Source organism: Arcicella rosea (assembly GCF_040543805.1).
GTDB lineage: Bacteria > Bacteroidota > Bacteroidia > Cytophagales > Spirosomataceae > Arcicella > Arcicella rosea.
Window position 1 is genome coordinate 92,017 of sequence record NZ_JBEUMS010000007.1, and the last position, 26,380, is coordinate 118,396.

General features: G+C 33.6%; 27 protein-coding genes. 16 read left to right on the top strand and 11 right to left on the bottom strand.

What is annotated here, in order from left to right; genetic code table 11:
* Positions 1 to 4: 4 nt before the first annotated feature.
* Positions 5 to 1,432, bottom strand: a complete 1,428-nt coding sequence (locus tag ABID42_RS10725) for an alpha-L-fucosidase (RefSeq protein ID WP_367283666.1) — start codon at positions 1,430 to 1,432, stop codon at positions 5 to 7.
* A 289-nt stretch (positions 1,433 to 1,721) separates the two neighbouring features.
* On the opposite strand from ABID42_RS10725, the gene ABID42_RS10730 reads away from it, so the two are divergent.
* On the top strand, positions 1,722 to 2,843 hold the full coding sequence (locus tag ABID42_RS10730) for a LysM peptidoglycan-binding domain-containing protein (protein WP_367283667.1): 1,122 nt from the start codon (positions 1,722 to 1,724) through the stop codon (positions 2,841 to 2,843).
* Positions 2,844 to 2,884: 41 nt separating this feature from the next.
* Here the strand turns inward: ABID42_RS10730 and ABID42_RS10735 are convergent, their stop codons facing one another.
* Genes ABID42_RS10735 through ABID42_RS10750 form a run of 4 tightly spaced genes read right to left on the bottom strand, consistent with a single transcriptional unit; the run spans position 2,885 to position 5,687 of the window.
* Positions 2,885 to 4,156, bottom strand: a complete 1,272-nt coding sequence (locus ABID42_RS10735) for a Y-family DNA polymerase (protein ID WP_367283668.1) — start codon at positions 4,154 to 4,156, stop codon at positions 2,885 to 2,887.
* Between the two features lie 3 nt (positions 4,157 to 4,159).
* On the bottom strand, positions 4,160 to 4,609 hold the full coding sequence (locus ABID42_RS10740; RefSeq protein ID WP_323258902.1) for a LexA family protein: 450 nt from the start codon (positions 4,607 to 4,609) through the stop codon (positions 4,160 to 4,162).
* Between the two features lie 12 nt (positions 4,610 to 4,621).
* Positions 4,622 to 5,110 (bottom strand): GNAT family N-acetyltransferase, encoded by a 489-nt coding sequence (locus tag ABID42_RS10745; RefSeq protein WP_323258904.1) that lies wholly within the window; start codon positions 5,108 to 5,110, stop codon positions 4,622 to 4,624.
* 1 nt (position 5,111) lies between these two features.
* Positions 5,112 to 5,687 carry a 1-acyl-sn-glycerol-3-phosphate acyltransferase gene (locus ABID42_RS10750; RefSeq protein ID WP_367283669.1) on the bottom strand — a complete coding sequence of 192 codons (576 nt, stop codon included), beginning with the start codon at positions 5,685 to 5,687 and terminating at the stop codon, positions 5,112 to 5,114.
* A 178-nt stretch (positions 5,688 to 5,865) separates the two neighbouring features.
* Between ABID42_RS10750 and surE the strand changes: the two genes are divergently transcribed.
* Together surE and ABID42_RS10760 are read left to right on the top strand one after the other, a co-directional pair.
* Entirely contained in the window at positions 5,866 to 6,633 is a 768-nt protein-coding gene (gene surE / locus ABID42_RS10755) for a 5'/3'-nucleotidase SurE (protein WP_323258908.1), read from the top strand.
* Positions 6,634 to 6,670: 37 nt separating this feature from the next.
* Positions 6,671 to 8,209 (top strand): GH3 family acyl-acid amido synthetase, encoded by a 1,539-nt coding sequence (locus ABID42_RS10760; protein WP_367283670.1) that lies wholly within the window; start codon positions 6,671 to 6,673, stop codon positions 8,207 to 8,209.
* A 96-nt stretch (positions 8,210 to 8,305) separates the two neighbouring features.
* Here the strand turns inward: ABID42_RS10760 and ABID42_RS10765 are convergent, their stop codons facing one another.
* Together ABID42_RS10765 and ABID42_RS10770 are read right to left on the bottom strand one after the other, a co-directional pair.
* On the bottom strand, positions 8,306 to 8,917 hold the full coding sequence (locus ABID42_RS10765) for a LysE family translocator (protein WP_367283671.1): 612 nt from the start codon (positions 8,915 to 8,917) through the stop codon (positions 8,306 to 8,308).
* A 4-nt stretch (positions 8,918 to 8,921) separates the two neighbouring features.
* Complete coding sequence (locus ABID42_RS10770) at positions 8,922 to 9,470, bottom strand: NUDIX domain-containing protein (protein ID WP_367283672.1); 549 nt, start codon at positions 9,468 to 9,470, stop codon at positions 8,922 to 8,924.
* A 73-nt stretch (positions 9,471 to 9,543) separates the two neighbouring features.
* Between ABID42_RS10770 and ABID42_RS10775 the strand changes: the two genes are divergently transcribed.
* From ABID42_RS10775 to ABID42_RS10800, 6 genes are all read left to right on the top strand, one after another.
* Positions 9,544 to 10,530 carry a cation diffusion facilitator family transporter gene (locus ABID42_RS10775; RefSeq protein ID WP_323258916.1) on the top strand — a complete coding sequence of 329 codons (987 nt, stop codon included), beginning with the start codon at positions 9,544 to 9,546 and terminating at the stop codon, positions 10,528 to 10,530.
* Between the two features lie 55 nt (positions 10,531 to 10,585).
* The gene (locus tag ABID42_RS10780) at positions 10,586 to 11,341 is read left to right on the top strand and encodes an alpha/beta fold hydrolase (RefSeq protein ID WP_367283673.1); all 756 of its coding nucleotides are present in this window, start codon (positions 10,586 to 10,588) and stop codon (positions 11,339 to 11,341) included.
* A 131-nt stretch (positions 11,342 to 11,472) separates the two neighbouring features.
* On the top strand, positions 11,473 to 12,153 hold the full coding sequence (locus tag ABID42_RS10785) for a response regulator (RefSeq protein ID WP_323258920.1): 681 nt from the start codon (positions 11,473 to 11,475) through the stop codon (positions 12,151 to 12,153).
* Positions 12,153 to 13,532 carry a sensor histidine kinase gene (locus tag ABID42_RS10790; RefSeq protein ID WP_323258922.1) on the top strand — a complete coding sequence of 460 codons (1,380 nt, stop codon included), beginning with the start codon at positions 12,153 to 12,155 and terminating at the stop codon, positions 13,530 to 13,532. Before ABID42_RS10785 ends, ABID42_RS10790 begins: the two co-directional genes overlap by 1 nt.
* Before the next feature lie 99 nt (positions 13,533 to 13,631).
* The gene (locus tag ABID42_RS10795) at positions 13,632 to 14,573 is read left to right on the top strand and encodes a DUF8428 domain-containing protein (protein ID WP_367283674.1); all 942 of its coding nucleotides are present in this window, start codon (positions 13,632 to 13,634) and stop codon (positions 14,571 to 14,573) included.
* 122 nt (positions 14,574 to 14,695) lie between these two features.
* A complete protein-coding gene (locus ABID42_RS10800; protein WP_367283675.1) occupies positions 14,696 to 15,856 on the top strand; it encodes an endonuclease/exonuclease/phosphatase family protein in 1,161 nt (386 codons plus the stop codon).
* Position 15,857: 1 nt separating this feature from the next.
* Here the strand turns inward: ABID42_RS10800 and ABID42_RS10805 are convergent, their stop codons facing one another.
* Positions 15,858 to 16,541, bottom strand: a complete 684-nt coding sequence (locus ABID42_RS10805; protein WP_367283676.1) for a DUF2461 domain-containing protein — start codon at positions 16,539 to 16,541, stop codon at positions 15,858 to 15,860.
* A gap of 171 nt (positions 16,542 to 16,712) precedes the next feature.
* Here ABID42_RS10805 and trpS point away from each other — a divergent pair, with 171 nt between their 5' ends.
* From trpS to ABID42_RS10820, 3 genes are read left to right on the top strand one after another with little or no spacing between them, the layout of a single operon-like run.
* The gene (gene trpS / locus ABID42_RS10810; protein ID WP_367283677.1) at positions 16,713 to 17,684 is read left to right on the top strand and encodes a tryptophan--tRNA ligase; all 972 of its coding nucleotides are present in this window, start codon (positions 16,713 to 16,715) and stop codon (positions 17,682 to 17,684) included.
* 18 nt (positions 17,685 to 17,702) lie between these two features.
* Positions 17,703 to 18,263 (top strand): phosphatase PAP2 family protein, encoded by a 561-nt coding sequence (locus ABID42_RS10815; RefSeq protein WP_367283678.1) that lies wholly within the window; start codon positions 17,703 to 17,705, stop codon positions 18,261 to 18,263.
* Positions 18,250 to 18,681, top strand: a complete 432-nt coding sequence (locus tag ABID42_RS10820; protein WP_367283679.1) for a DUF2147 domain-containing protein — start codon at positions 18,250 to 18,252, stop codon at positions 18,679 to 18,681. The genes ABID42_RS10815 and ABID42_RS10820 overlap by 14 nt, the downstream gene beginning before the upstream one ends.
* 46 nt (positions 18,682 to 18,727) lie before the next feature.
* Here ABID42_RS10820 and ABID42_RS10825 read toward each other — a convergent pair whose 3' ends face one another.
* Positions 18,728 to 19,750 (bottom strand): aldehyde dehydrogenase family protein, encoded by a 1,023-nt coding sequence (locus ABID42_RS10825; protein WP_367283680.1) that lies wholly within the window; start codon positions 19,748 to 19,750, stop codon positions 18,728 to 18,730.
* Between the two features lie 190 nt (positions 19,751 to 19,940).
* On the opposite strand from ABID42_RS10825, the gene ABID42_RS10830 reads away from it, so the two are divergent.
* The 3 genes from ABID42_RS10830 (at position 19,941) to ABID42_RS10840 (ending at position 23,180) form a co-directional block, all read left to right on the top strand.
* Complete coding sequence (locus ABID42_RS10830; RefSeq protein ID WP_184137806.1) at positions 19,941 to 20,288, top strand: 4Fe-4S dicluster domain-containing protein; 348 nt, start codon at positions 19,941 to 19,943, stop codon at positions 20,286 to 20,288.
* Positions 20,289 to 20,617: 329 nt separating this feature from the next.
* Complete coding sequence (locus ABID42_RS10835) at positions 20,618 to 21,745, top strand: porin (RefSeq protein ID WP_323258937.1); 1,128 nt, start codon at positions 20,618 to 20,620, stop codon at positions 21,743 to 21,745.
* Positions 21,746 to 21,842: 97 nt separating this feature from the next.
* Positions 21,843 to 23,180, top strand: coding sequence for an ammonium transporter (locus tag ABID42_RS10840; RefSeq protein ID WP_323258939.1), 1,338 nt, complete (start codon positions 21,843 to 21,845; stop codon positions 23,178 to 23,180).
* Positions 23,181 to 23,710: 530 nt separating this feature from the next.
* Here ABID42_RS10840 and ABID42_RS10845 read toward each other — a convergent pair.
* Together ABID42_RS10845 and ABID42_RS10850 are read right to left on the bottom strand one after the other, a co-directional pair.
* On the bottom strand, positions 23,711 to 24,466 hold the full coding sequence (locus tag ABID42_RS10845; protein ID WP_367283681.1) for a hypothetical protein: 756 nt from the start codon (positions 24,464 to 24,466) through the stop codon (positions 23,711 to 23,713).
* Positions 24,467 to 24,539: 73 nt separating this feature from the next.
* The gene (locus ABID42_RS10850) at positions 24,540 to 25,202 is read right to left on the bottom strand and encodes a hypothetical protein (RefSeq protein ID WP_367283682.1); all 663 of its coding nucleotides are present in this window, start codon (positions 25,200 to 25,202) and stop codon (positions 24,540 to 24,542) included.
* Positions 25,203 to 25,482: 280 nt separating this feature from the next.
* On the opposite strand from ABID42_RS10850, the gene ABID42_RS10855 reads away from it, so the two are divergent.
* The gene (locus ABID42_RS10855) at positions 25,483 to 26,361 is read left to right on the top strand and encodes an exonuclease domain-containing protein (RefSeq protein WP_367283683.1); all 879 of its coding nucleotides are present in this window, start codon (positions 25,483 to 25,485) and stop codon (positions 26,359 to 26,361) included.
* Positions 26,362 to 26,380 lie beyond the last annotated feature (19 nt).

Consider the following 26,380-nt stretch of genomic DNA (forward strand, 5'->3'; position numbering starts at 1 on the left):
ATAATTAGTATTTAAAAGCCAAACTTGGATAATTTTTATACTTTTTCAAGAAAGAAACGGGTAAAGTAACAGTTACTTTATCGCCTTCGGCTTTCCATTTTACGGCTACTTTTTCGCTTAATAAAATTACTTTTGCTCCTTTAGCAGGCACATTGCCTGTCCAAGTAATGGTTGAACCAATAACTTGGTCTTCTGACAATCTTACTAAAGCATAGATTGAATTATCTTTTCCTTTGGTGAAAAATGTTTCACCATCTCTGTAAATATCTGTAGTTCTGGTATTGTAAATGGCTTCCCCGTTGGCATTCAACCAAGTACCAATTTCTTTCAAACGAGCAACTTGGATGTCGTTCAAAGTACCGTCTGCTCCTGGGCCAACACCCAATAATAAGCTTCCGCCTTTGGCAACTACTTCAATCAAAGAGTGAATTACTTTAGTTGCTGATTTAAAATTATCATTCGGTACATAACCCCAAGCACCGCCTAAAGTAATACAACTTTCCCAAGGAGTGTCTGATTTGGTTGCAGGAATACTTTGTTCTGGTGTTCTATAATTTTCAAATTCTCCATGAACAGTTCTATCAACCACTAATAAACCGGGCTGATTTTTACGAGCCATTGAAGCAATTTTTGGCATATCAATTTCTTGACTGAAAGCTGGAATAGCCGCTCCCCAAGCTCTTACTTCATCCGTTACAGTTTCTAAAGGACGTACCCAACCGCCATCAAGCCAAAGAATATCCATTTTTCCGTAACCAGTCATCAATTCTTGAATTTGGTTGTAAGAAAACTCTTTGAATTTGTTCCAACGCCAAGGATTTTTACGAATATCATAATTGGCATTGCGGTCTGGCGTTGCATAACGATTCCACCAGAAGTATTCTGAATGCCAATCTGGTTTCGAGAAGTACGCACCAATCATAAAATTCTGTTTTCTGAAAGCTTCAAAAACATATTTGGCTACGTCTGCTTTTGGATTTTGTGCAAAAGGCCCGTTTGAAATCTTAAAGTCAGAGTATTTTGTATCAAACATTGAAAAACCATCGTGGTGTTTTGTCGTAAAAACCACATATTTCATACCTGCATCTTTGGCAGCACCTGCCCATTGGTCAGGGTTGAAATTGGTTGGATTAAACTTCTTGTTCAAACCCCAATACCATTTTTTATAGTCATCATACGTTTGAGTACTGTCACGACTAATCCAGTCTTCAGAACATAATTCCCAAGATTCAATAATGCCCGGTACGGCATACAAACCCCAGTGAATAATCATTCCGAATTTTTGGTCACGCCAAGTTTCTAATTTTTCTCTCACCAATGGGTCTGTTGGATATTGGTACTCAGTGGAGGCTTGATGAATATTTCCTTGCGCTGATGTTTGGAAATGAATGGAAAAAGAAAGACTAAGTAAAATACTTATTTTTTTTAACATAACGATAGATTTTATAAAGGATAATAAGACAAAAGTTGTACTCGTATTTTGTCGTTAATCAATATACTATTTAACTAAAGAGTATTTGCTAATATTATACCTGTTTTGATTTACTAAATTACGAAAATATTTGATTTATTTTTAAAATCGGAAATATATTGCATTTTAAGTAAAAATAAATAAAGGTTTTGTCGTCTTGTTACCGCTTAATAATTATTTTGAACTTAGAACCATTGAAAATTTTATTTTAGTTAATTTTAGATACAATCTTAAAACTAACTATGACAAAATGACACACACAGTCCAGCCCAAGGAAACACTTTACAGTATCTCAAAAAAATACGGAATTTCTGTAGATCAACTTACAGCATTGAATGGTTTAGTTTCAACTAATTTGTCTATCGGACAGGTTTTAGTGGTTGATTCATCTGATTCTTTTTCAGAGAACAATTCCTCAAATGATGAACCTTTTAATGCTGTCGCAGATTATGGAAACTCAGTTTTTCAACGCCGACAAGTATTTCAAGTACAGCAAGAAAACAAAGGTTCTTACAATACTTATGTAATCAGTTTTCCTAGCCCAGATGGATTTATGCACACTGGAACCATGCGTGATGTATATCCTTCGCCCAATCAAGTAAATCCGAGAGGAGTAAGTTATGCAGGAAAATCTAGCTTTGATGAAAATAAAAACATGTTTCTGGATATTTGTCAAGAACCTTTTTATGCAGATATTCTGAAATATATTTCTAAAAATGAAGGCTGTTTTGATGCCGTCAATAGTTATGACAAAGCCATTTTTTCATTTGGTTTTATTCAGTTTACAGGTGCAGTGGCTAGTGGTTCGATGCTTACCAGAGTATTAGCACGATTGAAAGAAAGAGACGAAGACGTTTTTAATGAATGTTTCTCGCAATATGGAATGGACATTCAAAGTTTCGGAACGCCAATTTTTCAAGTAGAAACCAATGGCGGTACGAAAGAAGGCGATGCAGCATATTTAGAAGTAGCCAACGATTTAAGATTGACAGGCGCATTTATTGCCAGTGCTTTCAGACCAACGATGATTTGCGTACAAGTAGAAATTGCTTTAGAAGAATATGTTTTCAAAGCAGTTTCATCTTCGGTAATGATTTCAATTTTTGGGAATGCTTATTCTTTAAATCAAATTATGAGTACTGAAGGCGGAATTGCTTTCAGAGTAGATTTAGCTGTAAATCGTGGTCTGAGCGGTTCTTTAGCAGTATTAAAAAAGGCGATTGAACAAGTTTTATCGGAATCTGGAAGTTCAGATATTTCAAATTTAGACGAAAGAAATATCGTTGAAAAAGTAGCAATGAACGACGTAGAAGCATGGAAAAAGCAAAGAGTATTGAAAATTTTGGATAGTGGATTTAGTTTTGAGAAGTAGATGACTGCTAAAGAAAAATGATTTATGCAAAGCAAGAGAAATTAAAAATCTAAAGCCTTTACTTTAATTGCATCGGTAATTTTGGTGGTGTACTTGGGTGATAATTTCTCTTGTTTCATTTTCCAAGTACGTTTTAAATCTTGTGTAGCTAATTTTACTTTAATTGCGCCCATTTTTCTGTTAATGTTATCAACAGTTTCCATTAGCTTTTTGTGTTTTGGATTGCTGTTTTCAAAGAGATTCATTTGTTGAGAGCCTTCCGGGCTAAAATCTGTTAGAATTACTCCAGCTTTTTTATATTCAAAACCTTTTTTGAAAATCTTATCTAAGGCTTCTGTCGCAAATTTAGCTAATTCAATGTTGGAATTCGTTGGAAACGGTAGTGCAAGAAAATGACTTCTGTTGTATTGTGCTAATTCTTTTCTATGGCTGTTGGTACGAAGAAAAACTACAATCGCATTGCAACAAGCTTTTTGTTTTCTTAATTTCTCCGCACAGCTTACTGTAAAAGTGACTATTCTTTCTTTGATAAGTTCGTAGTCTTTATAATTGGTTTCAAAACTTCTGGTGGTTGCGATGTTCCTTTTGTCAGCTACTTCGTCGAGGTCTAAACAATTTATTCCTTGTAATTCTTTGTATAAACGAAGTCCAACAACTCCCATTTCTTTTTTTACCCATTCTTCTTTACAATTTACAAAATCAAAAGCAGTTTGTATTTCTACAGCTTTCAAACGTTTTGCAAGTTTGTAACCAATTCCCCAAACAGCTTCTATCGCCAACCATTTTAAGGCTTTAATACGTTTTTCATCTGTATCAATTACATAAACGTTGCCTGTTTTTTCAGAGAATTTTTTAGCAATATTATTCGCTACTTTTGAAAGGGCTTTGGTAGGAGCAATGCCAACACTGATAGGAATTCCTGTACCTTTGGTTACTCTGTAACGAATCTGTTTGCCATATTCCTGTAAATCGAAATATTTTTCAAAGCCTTCAAATTTTAGAAAAGCTTCGTCGATACTGTAAATCTCGATGTCAGGTGTAAACTCTGCAAGTAGATTCATTACACGGTTACTCATATCTCCATAAAGTGCATAATTGGAAGAAAGGACATGAATCTTCTTTTTCTCGAAAAAATCTTGGAATTTATAAGCTGGTGCACCCATTGGCACTCCTGCATTTTTGGCTTCGTTACTTCTGGAAATCACACAACCATCATTGTTCGAAAGTATAGCAATAGGCTGGTTTCTCAGTTTAGGCTGAAAAACTCTTTCGCAGGATGCGTAAAAATTATTGCAATCAACTAAAGCAAACATATTTTAATGCTTTTGAATGGAAAAAGTAACAATTCCCCAAATTTCAAAATCGTGATATTCTGTAATTTTTGTAGGCTTATAATTTTCGTTGGCAGGCATCAGCCAAATGCCGTCTTTGTCAACTTTCAAGCGTTTCAAAACAAATTCACCATTCAAAATGCAAACCGCAATTTTACCGTCTGATGGTTCAAGTGATTTATCTACAATTAGCAAATCTTTATCAGCAATGCCAGCGTCTGTCATAGAAACGCCATCTGTAATAGCGATAAAAGTAGTAGAAGGATGTTTGATTAAATACTTATTGAGGTCGATAGTGGAATCTAAAAAATCTGCTGCAGGCGAAGGGAAACCAGCACTGATGCCTCCTTCGATGAGCGGTAAAGCTAAAGAAGTTTCATTCGAAAGGGCATAAATTCTTAATTTACCTTTAGTATTAATGGCTTTTAGATTCATTGACTTGGCTTATTAAACGGGTTTACGCATTACATAATCGTTCATCCAGAAATCATTTCCAATATTAACATCTACTTCTTTAAATACTTCAAAACCCAATTTTTCATAGAAATTTCTTGCTTTGTTGTTTCTGTTAACGTTCAATTCGATGAATTCACAATTTTCGTTTTGCGCTATTTTTACAATTTCTGCAATCATGATTTTTCCAAAGCCTTTTCCTTGTGTTTCTGGCAAGAAGTAAATCTTGTGTAATTTTATCATTTGCCCAATTTTCTCAATGCCTGAAAATCCTACAGGTTTTTCGTTATCAGTGAAAATATAAAAATGATTAGTCTCGAATTGTTTGGTTAATGATGCAGTACTGTACATCATTTCTAGCATAAATAAAGTTTGTTCTTCCGTTAAAATACTTCCGTAAGTGGGTCTCCAAGTTTCATTCGCAATTTGCTGAATGATGGACAAATCTTGTAATTGAGCTTTTTCAATGTTATAATTACTCATTTTAATCAAATTTTTGGTCTTTTAATGAAAATAGCGCAGGATATTTTGGCGTAATATTCAAGTAATATTTTTGAATTGCAACCAAATCTGTTGCATAATTTCCTGTTGGATAAAATACATCTAAAAAGCCAGCTTCTTTTTTCTTGAAATCTAAAAAACCTAATACAATGGGTACTTGTGCTTTTACTGCAATATGGTAAAATCCTGATTTCCATTCGCTTGTGTATGAGCGTGTTCCTTCCGCAGGAACAATCAAATGTACGTTTTTGTTTGAATTGCTCAATAGCTTAGCCATTTCGTCCACCAAATTATTTTTTTGCTTTCTATTGACAGGAATACCGCCTAAAGCACGCATAAGTATTCCTAATGGAAATTTAAAGAGCGAATCTTTTGCTAAATACCGAATGGGAAGTTCTACAGAATAGATAGCTGCCATGCAGTAGAGATAGTCCCAATTGGAAGTATGAGGCGCTGCGATGATGACCGCACGTGGGTAAGATTTTACGCCATTAGGTGTATTATCAATAGCTTTCCAGCCTGAAAATTGTAGAATGAGTTGACCTATGAATTTTAACATGAATGATTATTGTAATTTCGTCACCACAACAAAACTACCTATATTTGATTTGAGATTCAAAAGTAAAGATATTTTAGTATTATTATTGGATATTTAATGATAATAATTAGAATGTTAGAATGTCAAAATTTAAATTTGATTCAGCAAGTATAGAAATTAAAAATACTGTTTATAAACAATGCAAAAACCACTCATATTGATTGCTAATGATGATTCAATAGCGGCGAAAGGGATAAAAACATTAGCAGAAATTATGTCGAAAATCGGGGAGGTAGTCGTAGTAGCACCCGATAGCCACCAATCTGGCATGGGGCACGCCATTACGTTAGACAGACCGCTCAGAGTGAATCCAGTAAAAGATTTTTTACCAAACGTAGAAGCTTATCAATGCAGTGGTACTCCTGCTGATTGTATCAAATTTGGGAAACACTTTTTGTTGAAAGGTAGAAAGATAGATTTAGTTGTTTCTGGCATTAATCATGGTTCAAATTCTTCAATTTCAGTAATTTATAGTGGAACAATGTCGGCGGCGATTGAAGCGGCAATTGAAGGAATTCCAGCCATTGGTTTTTCATTATGTGATTTTGGGGCTGATGCAGATTTCTCTCATACAGAAGAATACATCGTTCAGATTGCCAAGAAAGTACTTCAAAATGGTTTACCGAAAGGCATTGCTTTGAATGTGAATTTCCCGAAAAAATCAGAAGAAGCCATCAAAGGAATTAAAATTTGTCGCCAAACGGATGCTTTGTATCGTGAGACTTTCCAAGAAAGACAAGACCCTTATGGCAAAAAATATTATTGGATGGACGGATTCCTTCAAAATGATGATACCGCTGGCGGAAATGACGAAGATGCTTTGGCTGAAAACTATGTGTCGATTGTTCCCGCAAAATTTGATTTGACAGATTATCAAGCACTTGACACCATTAAAGAATGGTTTTAACAACAATTTTAAATTTGTAGCAATTAATTCCTGAACAATGGCAATAGTCGGAAATATTTTAAAAAGAGGTATTGGGTTAACGAGTTTGATGAAACGCCCAAAATCTAATTTAGCGAAACTTCAGCGTAAAACACTTGTGAAATTATTGAACAAAGGACGTTTTACTCAGTTCGGAGAAAAGTATCATTTTGAGGAAATCATGAATGCTGCTTTGTTTTCAGACGATAAAGAATTCTATACAAAATATAAAAAACTTGTCCCTGTTTACGATTACAATAAAATGTTTGCGGAATGGTGGCATAAAACTTTAGCAGGAGAAAAGAACGTTTCTTGGGTGGGAAACGTAAAGTATTTTGCCTTAAGTTCTGGTACTTCCGAAGCTTCCTCAAAACATATTCCTGTAACGAAGGATATGGTAAAAGCCATTCATAGAACTTCTATTCGTCAGATTTTAGCATTGGCAGCTTATAAAAATTTACCTTCTCAATTGTACGAAAAAGGCTATTTGATGTTAGGAGGAAGTACAAAACTGCAAGACAAAGGCGATTATTTTGAAGGAGATTTAAGCGGTATAACCGCAGGGAAAATCCCTTTTTGGTTTGAACGTTTCTATAAACCGGGTAAAACCATTGCAGAAACGGCTGATTGGAGTGAAAAGCTAGATAAAATTACGAAGAAAGCTAAAGATTGGGATATTGGTTTTATTGTAGGAGTACCTGCATGGATTCAGATTTTGATGGAGAAAATCATCAAAGAGTATAATTTGAAAAATATCCATGAAATCTGGCCGAATTTAGAAATTTACTGTCACGGTGGCGTAAGTTTTGAACCTTATAAAAAAGGATTTGAAAAATTATTAGGCCGCCCGATTACTTATATCGAAACTTATTTGGCTTCCGAAGGTTTCTTGGCATATCAAACGCATCCCAATAGCGATATGCAATTGGTGTTAAACAATGGAATTTTCTTTGAATTTATTCCATTTAATGACCGCAATTTTGATGAAGACGGAAGTATGGTTCAATATCCAGAAACATTGATGATTGATGAAGTAGAAGAAGGCAAAGAATATGCTTTGTTGATTTCTACAGTTTCGGGTGCTTGGCGTTATTTGATTGGTGATACCATTAAATTTACCAATAAGAAAAATGCAGAAATTATCATTACTGGAAGAACAAAGCACTTTTTAAGTCTTTGTGGAGAACACCTTTCGGTAGATAATATGAATAAAGCCATTGAATTGGCTTGTAAAAATTTCAATATTGACGTCAGAGAATTTACCGTTGTTGGTAAAAGATTAGAAGAAACTTTCGGTCATCATTGGTATGTTGGTACAGACGATAAAGTTGATGCTCAGGACTTACTAAAATTCATTGATGAAACACTTTGTAAAATCAATGATGATTATCCTGTAGAAAGAAAACATGCCTTAAAAGGATTAGAAATTACGGTTTTACCAGTAAAAACATTTTATGATTTTATGGAATCAAAAGGTAAAACTGGTGGGCAACATAAATTCCCAAGAGTATTGAAAAAGAAAGAATTAATCGCTGAATGGGAAGCGTATATTAAGTAATAGTTTGAAGGTTTTACTTGCTAATTTTCGCAGACAATTATATCTGCGAAAATCAGTAAGTAAAAAATATCATTAACCAATTTTTCTGCTGAATTCCTACCAAAACTGTTTCCAAAGTATTAGAATTCCAGAAATAATAAAGATAATGCCTGCAACTTGATTGATTCTTTTTAAGATGTTGGCAGTTAAAACTCTCTTCATTTTTTGTGCATAGAATGCAATAAGCGATTCCGCTAACATCGTGGCAAATAAACTTGCTACAAAAAAAACGATGGTTTCATTGATTGAAAAGCCTTCTACGTTACTGAGATAGGTAGAAGTGGCAAAAACAGCAATATAATTGGAAGGATTTAGTAAATTTAAAAGGATACCAGAAGTAAAATAATATAGAAACGAACCCAATTTTGATTTAGGATATACCAATTGCGTTTGCTGTTTGAATAAGCTATTGAAACCTAAAATAAACAAAATAGATGCACCAACTAAGGCAATACCGAGATTAAAATATTGAAGTTTTGGTAAGAAACTCGTCCCAAATACTGCACAAAACATCAAAATGGCATCGGCTACTGTTACTCCTCCAGCAATCAAAACACCTCTTTTAAAACCATTGTCAATACTTGTCTGTATTAACCTGAAAAAAGCCGGACCAAAAGTAAAGCATAACAAGAATCCATAAAGGAAACCAAAAACAATTGCATTCATCATAAAATTAGACTCCTTTCAAACGTGCCACTTTCAGAATTGTTGCAATACTTAATGAGTCTGTGATTTCAGAATCCATTACCATTCTAACTGCTTCTTCCAAGCTTACTTTTTTTAACACTAAAATTTCGGTGTCGTCTGGTTCAGATTCTCCAAAAGTTAAATCTTCTGCCAAAAACATAAAGCCAACTTCGTCTGTTACAGAATTTGAAGTATGAAGTCTTCCTAAATCAGTCCATTTTTTAGCTTCTATTCCTGTTTCTTCTTTCAATTCACGGCGAGCCGATTCTTGAATATCTTCCTCAAAAGAACCTCCACCCATAGGAATTTCCCAAGAGTATTCGTCCAATGTGTATCTGTATTGACCAACTAGCCAAGTGTTATTGTTTTCGTCGAGCGGTAAAATTGCAGCAGCTCTTGTTTTAAAATGAGCTACACCGTAAATACCTGCTTCGCCGTTAGGTTTTATTACCTCTTCGTGGCGAATATTTACCCACGGATTATCATATACTTCACGAGACGAAACCGTCTTCCAAGGATTTTCAAAATTTGTCATTTTGCAAAGGTATAATAGTAAGTTCTAAAATTAAAATTTGAATTTCGTACCTTTGTGCTTAAATATTTGAATAATGTCCACTAAATATAGATTAATCCTTACATCATTTGTAGTTAGTACAATATTGATGATTGTAAAATTTATTGCTTATTACTTAACATATTCTAGTGCTATTTTAACGGATGCCCTAGAATCAATTATTAATGTAGTAGCCAGCGGTTTTGCTTTTTATGCTGTTTTTTTAGCATCGTTACCGAAAGACTTGAATCATCCTTATGGTCATGGGAAAATTGAGTTTTTTTCAGCGGGATTAGAAGGCGTGCTGATTACTTTGGCAAGTATTTTTATCATTTTTCACTCGGTACAAGGTTTTGTCAATCCTTTGCCTTTGAACGACCTTAATATAGGCATTGTCATCATTTCAGCTGGGGCAATTATCAACTTTTATTTAGGATATGTGATAGAAAAAGAAGGAGAAAAACAAAATTCTCCGACATTGATTGCCGATGGAAAACACTTGAAATTAGATGCTTTGAGTGGAATTATTTTAATTGTTGCCATTGGCTTAATTATTCTGACGGGTGCTTTATGGATTGATGGTGTTGCTTCGATTATTTTTGCCATTTTTATGGGAATCAGTGGCATTAAAATCATGAGGAAATCTATCGGTGGTTTAATGGACGAAACGAATGATAGTACACTTCACAGCATGGTTGAAATCTTAAAAAATAATCAAAAAGCTGAATGGATTGATGTTCACAACCTTAGAATACAACAATATGGGGCTGATTTGCATATTGATTGCCATCTTACGCTTCCTAATTATTGGGTTTTAGATAGAGTACATGATACTGTGCATGAATTTGAAGAGATTTTAGGAAAAGAATTTGATTCAAACGTTGAGTTTTTCATTCATGCAGACCCTTGTTTGCCAGAATGTTGCCATCATTGTAAAATTCAAGATTGTGCCATCAGGCAGTTTCCACAAACCAAAACAATAGAGTGGAACAAAATAAATTTATCATTAAATCAGAAACATTTTCTTGAAGACATTTCATAAATTCTGTATATCTATCTTATTGTTAAGTTGTTTTTCATGTTTGAAAGGTTTCAAAATGAATGATAAGGCAGTCGATAAGTATTATATTGAACATCCGCCCAAACCTCAATTTTCATACTTAAATTTTGCAGGAAAAAAGTATTTTTACGCTTCTGCTGGTGATAGCACTCAACCAATGCTTTTTTTGATTCATGGTGCACCCGGTGCTTGGTTTGGTTATAAAGAATTTTTATCGGATAGTTTGTTGTTAAAAAAATATCAAATTGTTGTCCCCGACCGTGCTGGTTATAACAAATCTGGCAAAACGGTTACTTCTATTGAAGAGCAAGCCAAAATATTGTATGAAATCATCAAACATAAAAATCCAACGAAAGTAGTATTGTTTGGGCGTTCGTATGGCGCAGGAATTGCGGCAAGAATGGCAGCCGATTACCCTAAACTAATAAAAGAATTAATCGTAGTTTCTCCCGCTTGTGACCCATCCACTGAAAAGTTTTGGTGGTTTTCTAAGCCTGTTAATACCAAGTTTTCAAGGCTATTTTTACCACAATATATTAATACTGCTAGTAGCGAAAAATTTAGCCATGTAGCTGAATTAAAGAAATTACTACCGTCTTGGGAGAAAATTACTTGCCCTGTGACTATTTTACAAGGTGGAAAAGATTGGGTTATAGAAACAACCAATGGACAATTTGTATCTGATGCTTTAAAAAATGCTCCGAGGCGGTTAATTTATTTGCCAGAAAATGGACATTTATTAACGATAGAAAGGTTTGATATTGTAAAATCTATTTTGCTGGAAATTAAATAAATGGCGAATTCTTCTATTTGATAAATCTTCATTAAACATTAAAATTCCCTTAAAATCCACTCTTTACCATTTTTAGAGTAGTTCTTTCTGCTTAATATTCCTTAATTTTGATTAAAGCAAAATAACATCGTATGAGAATATTAGTAATAGAGGACGAAATAAAGACGGTGCAGCTCATCAAACAAGGGCTTGAAGAACAGCAATGTGAAGTAGATGTTGCTTATGATGGATTGATGGGTTTTCAATTGGCTTCACGCAATCATTATAATTTAATCATTTCTGATATAATCTTGCCGGGTATCAATGGCTTGGAGCTTTGTAAAAAGCTACGAGCAAACGGCATTTCTTTCCCAATTCTTCTGCTGACAGCACTTGGCACAACCGACGATAAAATTATTGGATTAGACAGCGGAGCGGATGACTATCTCGTAAAACCTTTTGAATTTAAAGAGTTAATGGCAAGAATTCGTGCCCTTACTCGTAGAAGTATTGGGGCAATTCAAACAGCAAATGTGTTGAAAATTGCGGATTTAGAAATGGATTTAGACACCAAAAGTGTTTCGAGAGCGGGCAAAGAAATCATATTAACTGCCAAAGAGTTTTCATTATTAGAGTACTTTATCAGACATCAGGGAAGAGTAATTTCTAAAGCCGAATTAGCTGAAAAAATCTGGGACGTAACTTTTGATACAGGAACGAATGTCATAGAAGTATATGTGAATTTTGTCCGTAAAAAAATTGATAAAGATTTCGATACCAAACTATTACATACGCAAATTGGAATGGGTTACGTACTGAAAATGCCAAATTGATGATCAATATTCGCTCAAGACTTACTTACCAATTCATGGCATTGGTAACTGCTATTTTGCTACTTTTTTCGATAGGGGTTTATTTTTTTAGTAAACTTTATCTTGAAAAACGTTTCTTCAAACGTCTTCAAGACCGTGCCATTACTACCACTACTTTACTTTTTGATTTACAAGCAACTGACTCTACGGTATTAAAATTGGTCAATATTTCAGATAAAGAATTATTGATTGATGAAAGTATTTCTGTGTATGATGAAAATGCTAAAACTATTATTTTTTCGTCCAATAATGGTAAAATGTTCTCACATCAACAGCTTTTGCCCTTGATGAAATCTGACCAAATAACTACTTTCACTGAAATTGGCGATTATAAAGTATTAGGAATTCATCTTAAAAAAGGAAGTGCTGATAATTGGGTAATCGTCAGTGCGATTGATAAAAATGGCACTGAAGCACTTGATGATTTAAGGAGAATACTCTTAATCATGATTTTGGCGGGTATTTTATTGTTAGGTTTATCGGGTTGGTTTTTTGCAGGAAGGGCACTCGCTCCGATGTCTGGCATTATTAAACAAGTAAATGGAATTTTTCCAGAATATGTTGCCAAAAGAGTAGAACATCCAAACCGTTCAGACGAAATCGGTTTATTGGTCGCTACTTTTAATCAATTATTGGATAGAATTGAAGATGCTTTGGTGATGCAAAAAATGTTTATTGCCAATGTTTCACATGAATTGAAGAATCCGCTTACAAAAATCTATTCGCAAATTGATATTGCTTTGATGCAAAAGCGTAGTCCAGAAGTATATGAACAAAGTTTAAATTCTTTAAAAGAAGATACGACAACTTTGATTCAACTGACGAACACATTACTGAATTTAGCCAATACAATTGTCAGTTCTGAAAGTGTTCAAAAAACACCTATCAGAATTGATGAATTACTTTGGGAAACCAAAGGACAGCTTCAAAAATGGCATGAAGATTACAACGTTCAGATTAATTTCTTAGATTTTCCAGATGATGAAGAAGCTTTAATACTTCAAGGAAATGAAGCTTCATTAAAGGTTGTTCTAATAAATTTAATGGATAATGCTTGTAAATTTTCTGACGATAATACTGTAGTCGTTAATTTTTTGGCAAATGAGAGCGGCATTAAAATCTCTTTCATGAACAAAGGTCCTATCATTCCTGCGGCAGATTTACCTTTTATTTTCCATCCATTCTATCGAAGTAATGCTACAGCGCAAGCTACTAAAGGTCACGGCGTTGGTTTGGCAATCGTTTCACAGGTTACTCGTCTCCACAAAGGAGAAGTAGAAGTAATTTCTGATGAAAACGGAACAGTCTTCACTTTATGGTTCCCAAAAGTCACTGAGTAATTTTAAGGTAAATTTAAGGTGAGTTTAATTCTTGTTTAAGTTAAGGGTAGTTAGTTTGTATCATCAAAACAACAACAATTACTTAAATCAGAAACAATCATGGAATCAAACAACAATCAAGGTGTATTTAAAATTGCCATCGGTGTTTTAATCGGAGTTGTAGCTTTATTGAGTTACTTATTTATGGGAGCAAGAAATGAAACTTTTGAGCTTCAACAATCAATTACTTCAAAAGTTGAACAGTTATCAAGTACTCAAATTAAGCTAGATTCTATTTCTATCGTTTTGAATGAAAAGATTGCTGAAATTCAAAAACTAGGTGGAAATGTTACAGAATTAGAAAACGTAAAAGCTCAATTAGAAAGCGATAAAAAGAAATTAAAATCTGATTTTAACTTTTCTGTTCAGAAATATGACGCTAAAATTAAAGAGTACGAAAACTTCTTAGTTGTAAAAGACGAAGACATTCGCAAATTACAAGAAGAGAATGGCACTTTGTTAGCTCGCACAAAAACTCTTGAAGAAGAAAAACAACAAGTATTGACTGAAAATACTGGTTTAAAAACTGAAAAAGCTAATTTGGTTCAAACAGTTTCTGAATATACTTCACAAAATGATGATTTGAAACGTAAAGTAACTTTAGCAAGTGCTATGAAAGCAATCAACGTTCAAGTTGCAGCTTTAGCATCAAATGGTAAAGTTCGTGAGGGTGGTTTATACAAAGCATCGAAAATCAATAAATTAAAGATTTCATTTATCATGCCTTCAAATCCTGTGGCTGAGAAAAATAACAAAGAGATTTTTGTTAGAATTCTTGACCAAAACGGAGCTGTTGTTAGTGAAGACGGCTCAGCAGGAACAGTTAGTAATGATGGAAAAGAGATAGGGTACAGCTTCAAACAAAGTGTTCCATTTGAAAACAATGACCAAAAAGTGGACATCATTTACGGAAAAAGCGCTCCTTATCAATCAGGTAAATATAGCATTGAGCTATATTCTGAAGGGTTCAAAATCGGAAATGGTTCATTTCAAGTAAAGTAATCAATGGAATGAGTAAAACTGAAAGACGATGTTGAACAAACATCGTCTTTGTTTTTAATAAGAGTACAGTTATTCGTTGTTCGACACATTTTTCCAGAACACACCCAAAACCCACTAATACCATGATATTATACATCAGATTCTTCCAAATATTTTTCGTGTTGCCAAGTTTAATATTTTCAATAATTATTGATTGGTTACGAATTGCTTATAAGAAATTCAGCGAATTTCCAATTGCTTACACATCATTACTGTATTTGTTCACTACAATGGCATTTTGTCATTATCCAATTTTCGACCATTGGGCAACTGGCTTTATCATGATGAGTTTACCCTTGGCTATTGTTTTTGGTTTAGGCGGAAGTAGCTATTTGTTGTATAAAAATCAGAAAGTAGTGGCAACAATTGGTTTTATTTGGGTGCTAATGGCTTTTCCAATTATTAAACGTTTTGTTGGGATTAATCAAAACGCCGAACAAATTACTTCTTTAAATACGCTAAAAGTATTGAGTTTTAATGGAGAATGTTTTGCCGAGAATGATGAAAGCAATGATAAATGGGCAGTTTTAAAATCTGATATTGCTTGTTTTCAAGAGTATTCTCCTAATCAGAATGTTGAGATTCAATTCAAAAATAAAATTGAAAAATTGACTGAATTTGAAGAATGTCGTTCTGTAGGTTTGGCTTTGTTTTCACAATATCCAATTGTTAATCAGTACAGCAAAATTTGGGATAAAGCTTATGGCCCTAAAATCAATGGATTTATTTGTGCAGACATAGCTTATGGAAATGATACCGTAAGAGTCGTAAACGCCCATTTATGGTCGATGGGAGTGAGGATTAACCAAAGTATCGATGCTTTGAAAAATGGAGAATTCAAACAATTTGCTTTTGAAATTGTGGACACTTTCCAGAAAATGAAAGAAGGTTTTGAATATCGCAATGAACAATTGAAAGAAATAGAATCGTATGTTTCGGGAAGTAAATATCCAGTAATTATTTGTGGAGATTTCAATGAAACACCTTTTGGATATGCTTATGGAAAATTAAGTTTAAGTTTTAAAAATGCCTTTGAAGAAGTAGGAAAAGGTCTGGGCTTTACACTTAACAGACAACCATATTGTGTAAGAATAGACCAACAATTCTTTAGTTCAGAATGGCAAGTAAAATCTTGTTATACGATGTCGGATATTAATATGTCAGACCATTTCCCTGTGATGGCAGAATACGTATTAAAGAAACCGAATAAAGTTTCAAATAATGTGTTAGCCACAATTCTATAGACTATAACTTTATTTCAGGTTCTTGGTCATCAAAGAAAACATAGTTCAAAAAGTCTAAGTAAGGTTTTAAGGTAAAACACGCTTCAGTGACTTTTTGAACAAAGTTATCAGCACTTACTTCTTTATTTGAAAACTGATGCCAAAAGAATAATTGCTTTTTTCGAAGTAATTCAATTTCTGGATGCTCTTTTGAATAACCTTTTGGCGCAGATTTTACAGATTCTCCTTCTGCTTCTCCAAACATTTTTACAAATTCAGGATTATAAATAATTGACTTCAATTCCTGCGCATTATAATCAATTTCTTGTCGGAGTTTTGCTAATTGTTCTGGAGTAGGCGAGTACATTCCGCCGCCAAGAAAAGATTTATTGTCTTCAATGTGAAGATAATAATCCATTCTGCCAGATTTTCTTCCACCTGCCGAAAAACTAGCAGACAACCACGTTTTATAAGGCGCTTTATCTTTCGTAAAACGAACGTCTCTCGCTATTCTGTAATTGCAGTCTTTTACTTCAACGCCAGTCATGTCTTCAAAAGCGGCAATTGAGCCAATCAATTCTTTAATAGTAACTTCAAAATTAGCTTTTACGCCATCGTAAGTTTTTTTGTTGGCATGAAACCATTCACGAGTATTATTTTCTTTAAGTTGATTCAGGTAATTGAAAGTGGAAGAAGGAACAGACATTGTTTAGAATTTTAAAACGTTGAAATGATAATTTGTACAAATAAAAATACTTAATTCATGATTTCCGTTAAATCGAGTAAGCTTGATTTGATGGATTCATGGATTTTAATCAATTTTGTAGAATAATAACAATAATTACACAAAACAGTTTACGATTATACTCTTTTTAAAATGCGAATTCTAACAGGCATACAAGCATCAGGCAGACCACATTTAGGGAATGTTCTGGGTGCCATTCGTCCAGCCATCGAATTATCAAAAAATCCAGCCAATGAATCTTTTTTATTCATTGCTGATTTGCATACGCTTACTTCATTAAAAGATGGCAAGCAACTTCGTGAAAATACTTATGCTATTGCTGCAGCTTGGTTAGCTTGCGGTTTTGATGCCGATAAGAATTTTTTCTATCGTCAATCAAAATTAGCAGGTTATCACACAGAGTTAATGTGGTATTTAAGCTGTTTTACGCCATTTCCGATGTTGGCAAATGGACATAGTTTCAAAGAAAAATCTGAAAAATTAGCCAATGTAAACGCTGGTTTATTTACTTATCCAGTTTTACAAGCTGCAGATATAATGCTTTATGATGCTCATTTGGTTCCAGTGGGTCGTGACCAACGTCAACATCTTGAAATGACAAGAGATTTAGGCGGGGCTTTCAATAACCAATACGGCGAAAATACACTGGTAATTCCTGAAGCGAAAATTGACGAAACAGTGATGGTGATTCCCGGAACTGATGGACAAAAAATGTCAAAATCTTATGGAAATTACATTGATATTTTCTTAGATGAAAAAGAATTGTTGAAATCTGTGAAGAAGATTGTTACTGATGCTACTCCGTTGGAAGAACCTAAAAATCCCGAAACAGATAATGTTTTCAAACTTTATTCTTTAGTAGCAACTAACGATGAAATTGAAGAAATGAAAGCAAATTACTTAGCAGGAGGTTACGGTTATGGACATGCAAAACAAGCTTTGCATCAAGTATTAGTACGTGAATTTGCCAAGGAAAGAGAATTGTTTAATTATTATATGAACAATACGAATGAGCTAGAACAAAAATTGCAAGAAGGAGAAGCCAAAGCAGCAATAATTGCTAAAGCAACAATGGAAAGAGTTCGTGAAAAAATGAATTTTTAAGGGCATAAAATAATTCTGATGAATCAACTTGACACAGAAGTATTTTTATGGCTTAATTCTTTGCATAACAATACCTTCGACCCAATAATGGCTTGGATTTCAGGACGAAATTCTTGGATTCCGCTTTATATAGCCATTATTGGTTTAATTATTTGGCGATATAAAAAGCAATCTTTGCCCATGTTACTTACTATAATTGTAAGCGTAGCGTTGGCAGATCAGATTTGTTCATCGTTTTTTAAGCCACTTGTTGAAAGACTTCGTCCTTGTCATGAACCAACCATTCAACATTTAGTACATGTTGTTGGCAATTGTGGCGGACAATTTGGCTTTTGTTCATCACACGCTGCCAATTCTTTTACTTTGGCAATGAGCCTTTTATTATTAGTTGGCAAAGAATATACTTGGGTTAAATATCTTTTTGTATGGGCAATAATTGTTTCGTATAGTCGTATTTATGTTGGTGTTCATTATCCGCTTGATGTATTAGCCGGTGCTGGAGTAGGCGTTTTGTCGGCATTTATTTCTTTTAAAATTTACCAATTCTATTTATCTAAAAATGTTCATGAAGTTTCATAAATTATTGCCTTTACTTTTTTTGTTGTGTTCCTTTAAAAGTAATGACGGTTCAGAAGAAATAGTAGGAATGTGGTTTACGCAGGATAAAGCATCTAAAATTCAAATTTTCAAACACGATAATCAGTATTTTGGAAAAATTGTATGGCTGAAATCTCCTCTTATCAATGGGAAAGCTATTGTAGATGAAAAAAATCCAGAAGAAAAACTTCGTTCAAGAGCGGTTTTAGGCTTGTCAATTTTTAACAGATTTGTTTTTGAAGGAAATAACAGCTGGACGAAGGGAGAAATTTACGATGTGAGAACGGGAAGAACTGTTTCTGGAAAACTATCACTGAAAAATAAAAATACTTTAGATGTTAGAGGGTTTCTAGGGAATCCAATTTTTGGAAAAACTGTAACACTAATAAGAGCAGAGTAAAAATAAAAAGAGTACTCATTGATTTAGAAATGAGTACTCTTTTTGTTTAATCATTCAACGATAATAAGAACAACATCGTATCTACACCATCTGCATAATCCCAAAGTTTGGGTTTTTGCGTTTCTCCGAAAGGAATACTTCCTTCAAACCAAGCTTCTTTTGAAACAATACATTGAATTTTATCTGTATTTGCGCTGATTTTTTGTGATAAATCTTCCTTGTTTTGATACACTTCATAAAAAATAACAGAAATAGGAGAGACCAAAGAATCATTTTCTGTTAAAATCAAAAAGCCATTATCGTAATGATGTACTTGATTGACCAAATAAATAGATTTATTATAGTCGTAATTATTTTTGTACTTATTATGATAGAAAATATCACCAAGCGATTCAATACTATCATAGAAATTTACGAAATCGTAATCTTGCGGTACGTAAAATTTAGAAATGTTTCTACAACCTAAACCATAATAGTCAGTAATGTCTTTACCAAGATTTAAAAAATCATCTTCCGTTTCATTACTATTTAATATGGCTACAGAACTTCTATTTTGTCTGATGATATGTGGCTTATTCCTGAAGTAATATTCAAAATAACGAGCTGAATTATCAGAACCTGTAGCAATTAAAGCATCGACTTCGTTCATTTTCTCGCTAATTCTAATTCCTAAAGCTGGATTAATTTCCAATAATTTTTCAATTAAAGCCAACATTAAAACAGAATCCTGGGAACTTACTTTAGCCACACATTCATGTCCTGAAATAACCACGGTCAACAAATCATGAAACCCGACTGCTGGAATGTTTCCAGCCATTATTACTCCAATACTTTTAATAATTTGTGGTCTGTCTGGGATTTCGTATAAACCTGCCCAACTTTCCAACAAATTCCTATCCAAATAAAAATCAGCAATTGATTGAATAGATTTTCTGGTATTTTCTAGTGTAAACCAATTGTTTTGATGTGAAGCCCTATCTGCCCATTCCTCAATTACTGATTGATTGTCTTCGTTTTTTAGAAAATCTCCTAAGTTTACGAATGCGTCAATTCTTGCTTGTAAATCCATTTTTTGTAATTTTTTACAAATTTACAGAAATCCTTTGAAATATTTTTTTTCAATAGTCTTTAAACTTTATAGGCTATTCAAGGTTTAACTGTTAATTTTGTGAATGATTTAAGGAAATTCAATGTTTTGGATTCTGACAGAGGTATTAAATCAATTTTAAGAAAGCATATACAATTAAAAAGAAGTTTTTATGGCAATTATCATAACCGAAGAATGCATCAATTGCGGTGCTTGCGAGCCAGAATGCCCTAATACAGCAATTTATGAAGGTGGTGTTGAATGGACTTGGGCTGGAGGAACCAAATTAGTGGACGTTGAGTTAGAAGACGGTTCTGTTATTGGAGGGAAAGACCCAATGACACCCATTTCAGATGAATTTTATTACATCGTTTCAGATAAATGTACTGAATGTATGGGCTTCCATGAAGAGCCTCAATGTGCTGCTGTTTGTCCAGTAGATTGTTGCGTTCCTGATCCAGACCATGAAGAAGACGAAGAAACACTTTATGCGAAAAAGGCATGGTTACACGCTGAGTAGTTAATTTTTCAATCATTTCAAAGCCCTGATTTAGTAATAAGTCAGGGTTTTTTTATTGGAAAAATTATATTTTTTCTGGATATTTTACTTTAAGAATATTTGGTTTTTGGTCGATATTTCAGAATATGTTAAAAATGAACTTGTTGATTAAAAATATTGACTTTATTTTGAGATATATGGTTTAAATTATGCCTGTTTTGTACTATTTTTTGAAAAAAAGCCCAAAATAGGTTAAAAATTTGCACATAAAATTTGGAATAGTAAATATTACCTATAATATTTGCAATGTAATCAAGCATTAATATTTAAACATTCAACCAAAGATTATTATGAAAAAAACCTTAATCACGTTATTTTCTTTGTTTTTAGCAGTTCCTGCATTTTCTCAAGATAAGGAGGAAGACAAAGGTAAGTTTACTTTCTCTGGGTACATTGATTCTTACTACTTAGCAAACTTCAATAACCCTAGAGATATGAAAAACACAGGTGCATCTGGAACAGCTAGAGCATTTGATCAAAAAACTGGATTTTCATTGGGTCTTGTTCAAACTAAAATTGGATATGCAACAGCTAAGTCTGATGTAGTTGTTGACTTGGCATTCGGTCCAAACGCTGACTTAGGTAACTACGGTAACGCATTGGGTCCATTAGGAAATGGTTCTTCTTTAGTTATCAAACAAGCTTATTTCAACTGGAAGGCTACAGATAAATTAACATTGACTGCTGGTCAGTTTGGTACACACATCGGTTATGAAGTAATTGATGCTCCAGTAAACTATCACTACTCACTTTCAAACTTATTCAACAATGGTCCATTCTACCATGTTGGTGTTAAGGCAGCTTACGCAGTATCTGATAAATTTGCTTTAATGGGCGGTATTGTAAATGGTGTTGACCAACTTTACAGCAACAACGAGAAACCAGGTTTAATTGCTCAAGTATTTGTTCAACCAGTTAGCGGATGGAACGTATATGTAAACGGAATCACTGCAAACCGTAATACTAAAGATGCAACTACTGGTACTACAGATGCTGGAACATACAATTTGTTAGATTTGTCAACTACTTATCAAGTAACTGAGAAATTCTTATTAGGTTTAAATGCAGCAACTGGTAAGCAAAACTACGCTGCTGGTGATGGCAAAACTTGGGGAGGATTTGCAGTATATCCAAAATATGATTTTACAAGTACATTCAGCTTAGGCGCTAGATATGAATCTTTCTCTAACACAAATGCTGTTACTGGTCTTGTAATAACAAATACAGATGGTTCTAAAACAGGTGTAACAGTAAATTCATTCACTATCACTCCATCTTTCACTGTAGCTGACGGACATTTGTTATTGAAACCAGAATTCAGAGTTGATTCTTTCGACAAAAACTTCTTCGTAGATGGTGATGGTAAAGATACTAAATCTCAATCTACCTTTACTTGGGCAATGATTTATAAGTTTTAATGATAATTTTACTCATAGTCAGCTATATCGTAGCTGATTATGAGTAGTTTAGTTTCTGTAAACAATTCCATAATAAACCCCTAAAACACTAATCACAATGACACAAAAACCAACATTTATTCCAATTCTTATTTTGCTTATTATCGCTATTGCAGCGGCTTTTGTTCCTGCGCCGGGTGCTGCAGTAACAGAAGGCATTGATACAGGTGATACTGCTTGGATGCTAGTATCTTCTGGTTTAGTATTATTAATGACACCAGGTTTGGCTTACTTCTACGGAGGTATGGTTAACCACAAAAACGTAATTTCAACGATGTTGCAATCTTTCATTGCAATGGGTGTTATTACTGTAATCTGGGTAGTATTTGGTTTCAGTTTAGCTTTCGGTGATACTATCGGTGGTTTTGTTGGTAACCCAACTACTTTCTTCATGTTCCAAGGAGTATTTGATGGTAAGCCTTGGCCATTAGCAGCTACAATTCCATTTGCATTGTTTGCATTTTTCCAAATGAAATTCGCTGTAATTACACCAGCGCTTATTTCTGGTGCTTTAGCAGAACGTATTAACTTCCGTGCATTTGTATTGTTTATGGTGCTTTTCTGTGTAGTAGTTTATGCTCCATTAGCACACTGGACTTGGCATCCAGAAGGTTGGTTGTTCAAATATGGTGTTCTTGACTTCGCTGGTGGTACTGTTGTACACATGAGTGCTGGTTGGGCTGCTTTAGCTGGTGCATTATACTTGAAACGTCGTAAATCACACGTTGAAGCGAACATTCTTCCTCCAGCAAATATTCCTTACGTATTATTAGGTACTGGTTTACTTTGGTTCGGTTGGTTTGGTTTCAATGCTGGTTCAGCAGTAGGTGCTAGTCCATTAGCAGTATCAGCTTTCGCAACTACTCACGTAGCGGCAGCTTCTGCAGGTCTTTCTTGGATTTTATTTGATGTAACTCGTGGTCGTAAAGTATCTGCTTTAGGTTTCAGTATTGGTGCGGTTGTAGGTTTAGTAGCTATTACTCCTGCTTCTGGTTTTGTTTCTGTAACAGCAGCTATTACTATCGGTACTATTGCAGCGATTATTTCAAACATTGCAGCACACTGGAGAGCAAATTCTAAATTAGATGATACTTTAGATGTATTCCCTTGCCATGGTGTAGGTGGTATGGTAGGTATGGTAATGACAGGTTTGTTTGCTTCTAAAGCTGTTAACGGAGCTGTAGTTGATACTGAACAAGGTTTGTTTATTACTGGAGACCCTGCTTTATTTATTAAGCACTTGGTAGCTCTTGTAGTTGTTTCAGCTTTCGCATTTGGTCTTTCATATTTCTTATTATTCATTACAGATAAAATTATTCCATTACGTGTAACTGAAGAAGAAGAAAGAGTTGGTTTAGATATTTCTCAACACGATGAATTCATTGCTGAAGCATAAAATATTAAAACTTTACCACAAGTAATGGTTCTTGTGGTTTTGTTTCAGAAGGAAAGTTGTCTGCTTATGGCGGGCAACTTTTTATATTTTACAGGGAACTATATTGTTTCTTATCCCAATTTTTTATTAGCAACAATTCGCTAACGGCTTTTGTAAGAAATATTCAATATCTTTGTGAACCACAAGTTTGGTTTCTTGTGGTTTTGTTTTGTTATAAGAAAGCCCTCAGATAATATTTGAGGGCTTTTTACTCTTTAATAGCCCTAAAAAAAGGGCAATGGCAGTAAAATGGCACTTAGATTTACAAAAAATGATTGAGGATAAATCAGAAAAGAAAAGTCACCTATTAGTACCACCATCATTAGTGAAATCCAGCGGAAAATCTGGATGATACATCAAATTTTGGGCTTATAATATGGATACTAAGGAAAAAAGTAGAGTCCGTATAAAAGTAAATTTCTCCCAACAGAACAGATAACAGAAAAAAAAATCCTGCTGATATGGCAGGATTAGGCAGTTATTTTGGCAAGCTATTTTTTCTTTAACCTATCTGAAATTTCATGTATTTTTTTATTGTTTTCTTCAGATAACTTAATAATTTCCTTTTCACTTTGAATCGTTTTGGATAGATGTTTAACGTCAACATTTCTCAAAGCTTTTATTATATCATCTAATCCAATTGAAGCAATTAGTAAATATATATTAAGAAATCGCTTGAATAGTGATACATTTTTTTTGTCATCAAATTCAAACACTGGAAAATCTTCTAATATGTTACTAATCATGTATTCTATTAGAAATATTTTTGACAAATCATATTCTGATAAAGTATATTTTTGGTTATAAAATGATATTGCTGGCCCTTTGAGTCCAGCAAATATTTCAACATCTCTTTCTTCAGGTGTTGTGATTTCTAAATTATCCAAACACTGTTTAATGTTATCTTTGATTTTTGAAATATCAAATTTTTCATTATCAATAACTATACTTTCCAATTTATCAATCTGTTGAACTAAATAATCAAATTTATGTGTTTCTTCAATTTGTAAATTTGATTTCCTCTGCTCGTTAAAAGCTACATATACAAGTATCGCACCAGCTAGGTTAATAAAAGGGCCAGTCATACCACCAATTGTATCTCCAATTGTTCCGTATGGTTCTAAATTGAGTGCTGGAAATCGCTGGCATAAAATGTCAACATAAAAAATAGGGAAGTAGAAAATGAATGAGATTCCTAATAGAATAATAATCAAAGTTACAATCCAATGAGAATACCAATTTTTCATATTTTTTTTATTAATCTCTGATAAATTAAACACTGTAGATACCCTGTGATACTTATACTTAATTAACACAGAATTAATTAGGCATTTCAGCCTCATATTTATCAGCAAGTAATTCAGCTTCTAAATAACTTACTGTAATATCTATTAGAGTTTTTAAGTCATGAATACTCTTACTTTCCCATTTCCTGATATAATGTGTTTCATCATTTCCTAACCAAACGGCCCTTTCAGCAACTTTTTTTAACCTTGGATTGTCAATCCATTGTTTGATACAATTTCCAAGAAGAGCTTTTTTAATATCTTCTTCTTTTTCAGGGTGCTTTGAAATCAAATAGTCTTTAATTAAAAACTCAAGAGCTTTTCTATAACCAATCCCACAAATATCAATTAATTCCATTTGCTCTGCTTGAAAAGCCTGATTATAAATAGATTCAAATGATGGAGAAACTTCAGTTATAGTGTCATTAAAACTCTTTCGATTTAAATTTTGAAGAAATGAAAGCCCATTCAAATTATAAGAACCATAATATGAGTCGAAGCTATAATTTCCAATAAATGTTTTGTTACATTTTGTATTTGGACACTTCATGAAGACCTCAGCAATATTATGGTCAATAATTGTAGTTCCAATATAAATATTTGGAGTTATTTTTTGGAAACAGAAAGGGCACGTATCAGGTATTCCTATCATTTTTCTGGTTTCCCCAGATGTTAATTTAATTTGAAATGAATCCATATAATTTCTTCTTCTAAAACGGCAATCTCAAGCTTTTTTGAAATTCATGAGCTTTACCTTGATTTTTCCTCAAGGTAATAATTTCTTCCCCAAAAACTTTCTGTAATACTCAAAATCTTTTTGTTCAGCATCAATATTTGCAAATTCTTGGAGATCTTTTTAATCATAAATCTGATACTTTTATGATTATGTGATCCTAAAAAAGGCTTTTTATGTTTTAATTAGTAAATTAGTCCTGATTAAAATCATTAGACCTATCAATAATTATAAATATCATAAAATGAATTTTGTTGCAATAGATTTTGAAACTGCTAATAACGCTCAAAGTAGTGCTTGTGCTTTAGGGCTTGTGAAAGTGGAAAGTGGCGTTATTGTTGAAAGAAGAGAATGGTTAATAAAACCAACGCCTTTTGAAATGGGTTTTTATCAAAATAAGGTCCATAAAATTGAATTAATGGATTTGGTAGATAAACCTGCTTTTGACGAAATATGGGATGAATTAAAACCACTTTTAGAGAACCAAGTAGTCATTGCGCATAATGCGAGTTTTGATTTTGGAGTACTAAATAGTGTTTGTTCGCATTATAATATTAAGCCAATAAAGTTTACAAGGATGTGTTCGATTGCTTTGTCAAGAATGGCATGGCACAACGAGAGGGGTTATGGGTTAAGTACTTTGGTGAAATCTAAACTTGATAATTATAGTTTTAACCATCATGATGCTTTAGCCGATGCTGAAGCTTGTGCTCAGTTGGTGCTTAAAGTGTTAAACGTACTTTCTTTATCAAGTATTCAAGAAATTCAATATTATAAATCTAGCAGGCTACAAATTAAACGTTCCTCTAGGGTAAAGACAATCAAGAAGGTTTTTGAAGGAACTATCAATGAGTGCTTAAATAATCCTTTTAGAAAAAAAGAAGTAGTTTTTACTGGAACATTAGAGTATTTTGTCAGAAAAGAAGCTGAGGCTTTGGTGAAAAAAATAGGAGGGTTTCCTGCTCAATTTGTCAGTAGTAGAACAAAATATCTTGTTGTTGGTCAGTACGACATTAATAGAACTAAGTCTTCGAAAATTCAAAAAGCTGAACAACTGGCATTAGAAGGATATAATGTTAAAATAATTGGAGAAAAAGAGTTTATTGAAATGATGTCGGTATAAAATTAATCAAAACAAAAAC

Excerpts from the sequence above, each read along its gene's own strand:
- ABID42_RS10725 (WP_367283666.1), bottom strand. The coding sequence starts at position 1,432 with ATGTTAAAAAAAATAAGTATTTTACTTAGTCTTTCTTTTTCCATTCAT.
- ABID42_RS10730 (WP_367283667.1), top strand. The coding sequence starts at position 1,722 with ATGACACACACAGTCCAGCCCAAGGAAACACTTTACAGTATCTCAAAA.
- ABID42_RS10735 (WP_367283668.1), bottom strand. The coding sequence starts at position 4,156 with ATGTTTGCTTTAGTTGATTGCAATAATTTTTACGCATCCTGCGAAAGA.
- ABID42_RS10740 (WP_323258902.1), bottom strand. The coding sequence starts at position 4,609 with ATGAATCTAAAAGCCATTAATACTAAAGGTAAATTAAGAATTTATGCC.
- ABID42_RS10745 (WP_323258904.1), bottom strand. The coding sequence starts at position 5,110 with ATGAGTAATTATAACATTGAAAAAGCTCAATTACAAGATTTGTCCATC.
- ABID42_RS10750 (WP_367283669.1), bottom strand. The coding sequence starts at position 5,687 with ATGTTAAAATTCATAGGTCAACTCATTCTACAATTTTCAGGCTGGAAA.
- surE (WP_323258908.1), top strand. The coding sequence starts at position 5,866 with ATGCAAAAACCACTCATATTGATTGCTAATGATGATTCAATAGCGGCG.
- ABID42_RS10760 (WP_367283670.1), top strand. The coding sequence starts at position 6,671 with ATGGCAATAGTCGGAAATATTTTAAAAAGAGGTATTGGGTTAACGAGT.
- ABID42_RS10765 (WP_367283671.1), bottom strand. The coding sequence starts at position 8,917 with ATGATGAATGCAATTGTTTTTGGTTTCCTTTATGGATTCTTGTTATGC.
- ABID42_RS10770 (WP_367283672.1), bottom strand. The coding sequence starts at position 9,470 with ATGACAAATTTTGAAAATCCTTGGAAGACGGTTTCGTCTCGTGAAGTA.
- ABID42_RS10775 (WP_323258916.1), top strand. The coding sequence starts at position 9,544 with ATGTCCACTAAATATAGATTAATCCTTACATCATTTGTAGTTAGTACA.
- ABID42_RS10780 (WP_367283673.1), top strand. The coding sequence starts at position 10,586 with ATGAATGATAAGGCAGTCGATAAGTATTATATTGAACATCCGCCCAAA.
- ABID42_RS10785 (WP_323258920.1), top strand. The coding sequence starts at position 11,473 with ATGAGAATATTAGTAATAGAGGACGAAATAAAGACGGTGCAGCTCATC.
- ABID42_RS10790 (WP_323258922.1), top strand. The coding sequence starts at position 12,153 with ATGATCAATATTCGCTCAAGACTTACTTACCAATTCATGGCATTGGTA.
- ABID42_RS10795 (WP_367283674.1), top strand. The coding sequence starts at position 13,632 with ATGGAATCAAACAACAATCAAGGTGTATTTAAAATTGCCATCGGTGTT.
- ABID42_RS10800 (WP_367283675.1), top strand. The coding sequence starts at position 14,696 with ATGATATTATACATCAGATTCTTCCAAATATTTTTCGTGTTGCCAAGT.
- ABID42_RS10805 (WP_367283676.1), bottom strand. The coding sequence starts at position 16,541 with ATGTCTGTTCCTTCTTCCACTTTCAATTACCTGAATCAACTTAAAGAA.
- trpS (WP_367283677.1), top strand. The coding sequence starts at position 16,713 with ATGCGAATTCTAACAGGCATACAAGCATCAGGCAGACCACATTTAGGG.
- ABID42_RS10815 (WP_367283678.1), top strand. The coding sequence starts at position 17,703 with ATGAATCAACTTGACACAGAAGTATTTTTATGGCTTAATTCTTTGCAT.
- ABID42_RS10820 (WP_367283679.1), top strand. The coding sequence starts at position 18,250 with ATGAAGTTTCATAAATTATTGCCTTTACTTTTTTTGTTGTGTTCCTTT.
- ABID42_RS10825 (WP_367283680.1), bottom strand. The coding sequence starts at position 19,750 with ATGGATTTACAAGCAAGAATTGACGCATTCGTAAACTTAGGAGATTTT.
- ABID42_RS10830 (WP_184137806.1), top strand. The coding sequence starts at position 19,941 with ATGGCAATTATCATAACCGAAGAATGCATCAATTGCGGTGCTTGCGAG.
- ABID42_RS10835 (WP_323258937.1), top strand. The coding sequence starts at position 20,618 with ATGAAAAAAACCTTAATCACGTTATTTTCTTTGTTTTTAGCAGTTCCT.
- ABID42_RS10840 (WP_323258939.1), top strand. The coding sequence starts at position 21,843 with ATGACACAAAAACCAACATTTATTCCAATTCTTATTTTGCTTATTATC.
- ABID42_RS10845 (WP_367283681.1), bottom strand. The coding sequence starts at position 24,466 with ATGAAAAATTGGTATTCTCATTGGATTGTAACTTTGATTATTATTCTA.
- ABID42_RS10850 (WP_367283682.1), bottom strand. The coding sequence starts at position 25,202 with ATGGATTCATTTCAAATTAAATTAACATCTGGGGAAACCAGAAAAATG.
- ABID42_RS10855 (WP_367283683.1), top strand. The coding sequence starts at position 25,483 with ATGAATTTTGTTGCAATAGATTTTGAAACTGCTAATAACGCTCAAAGT.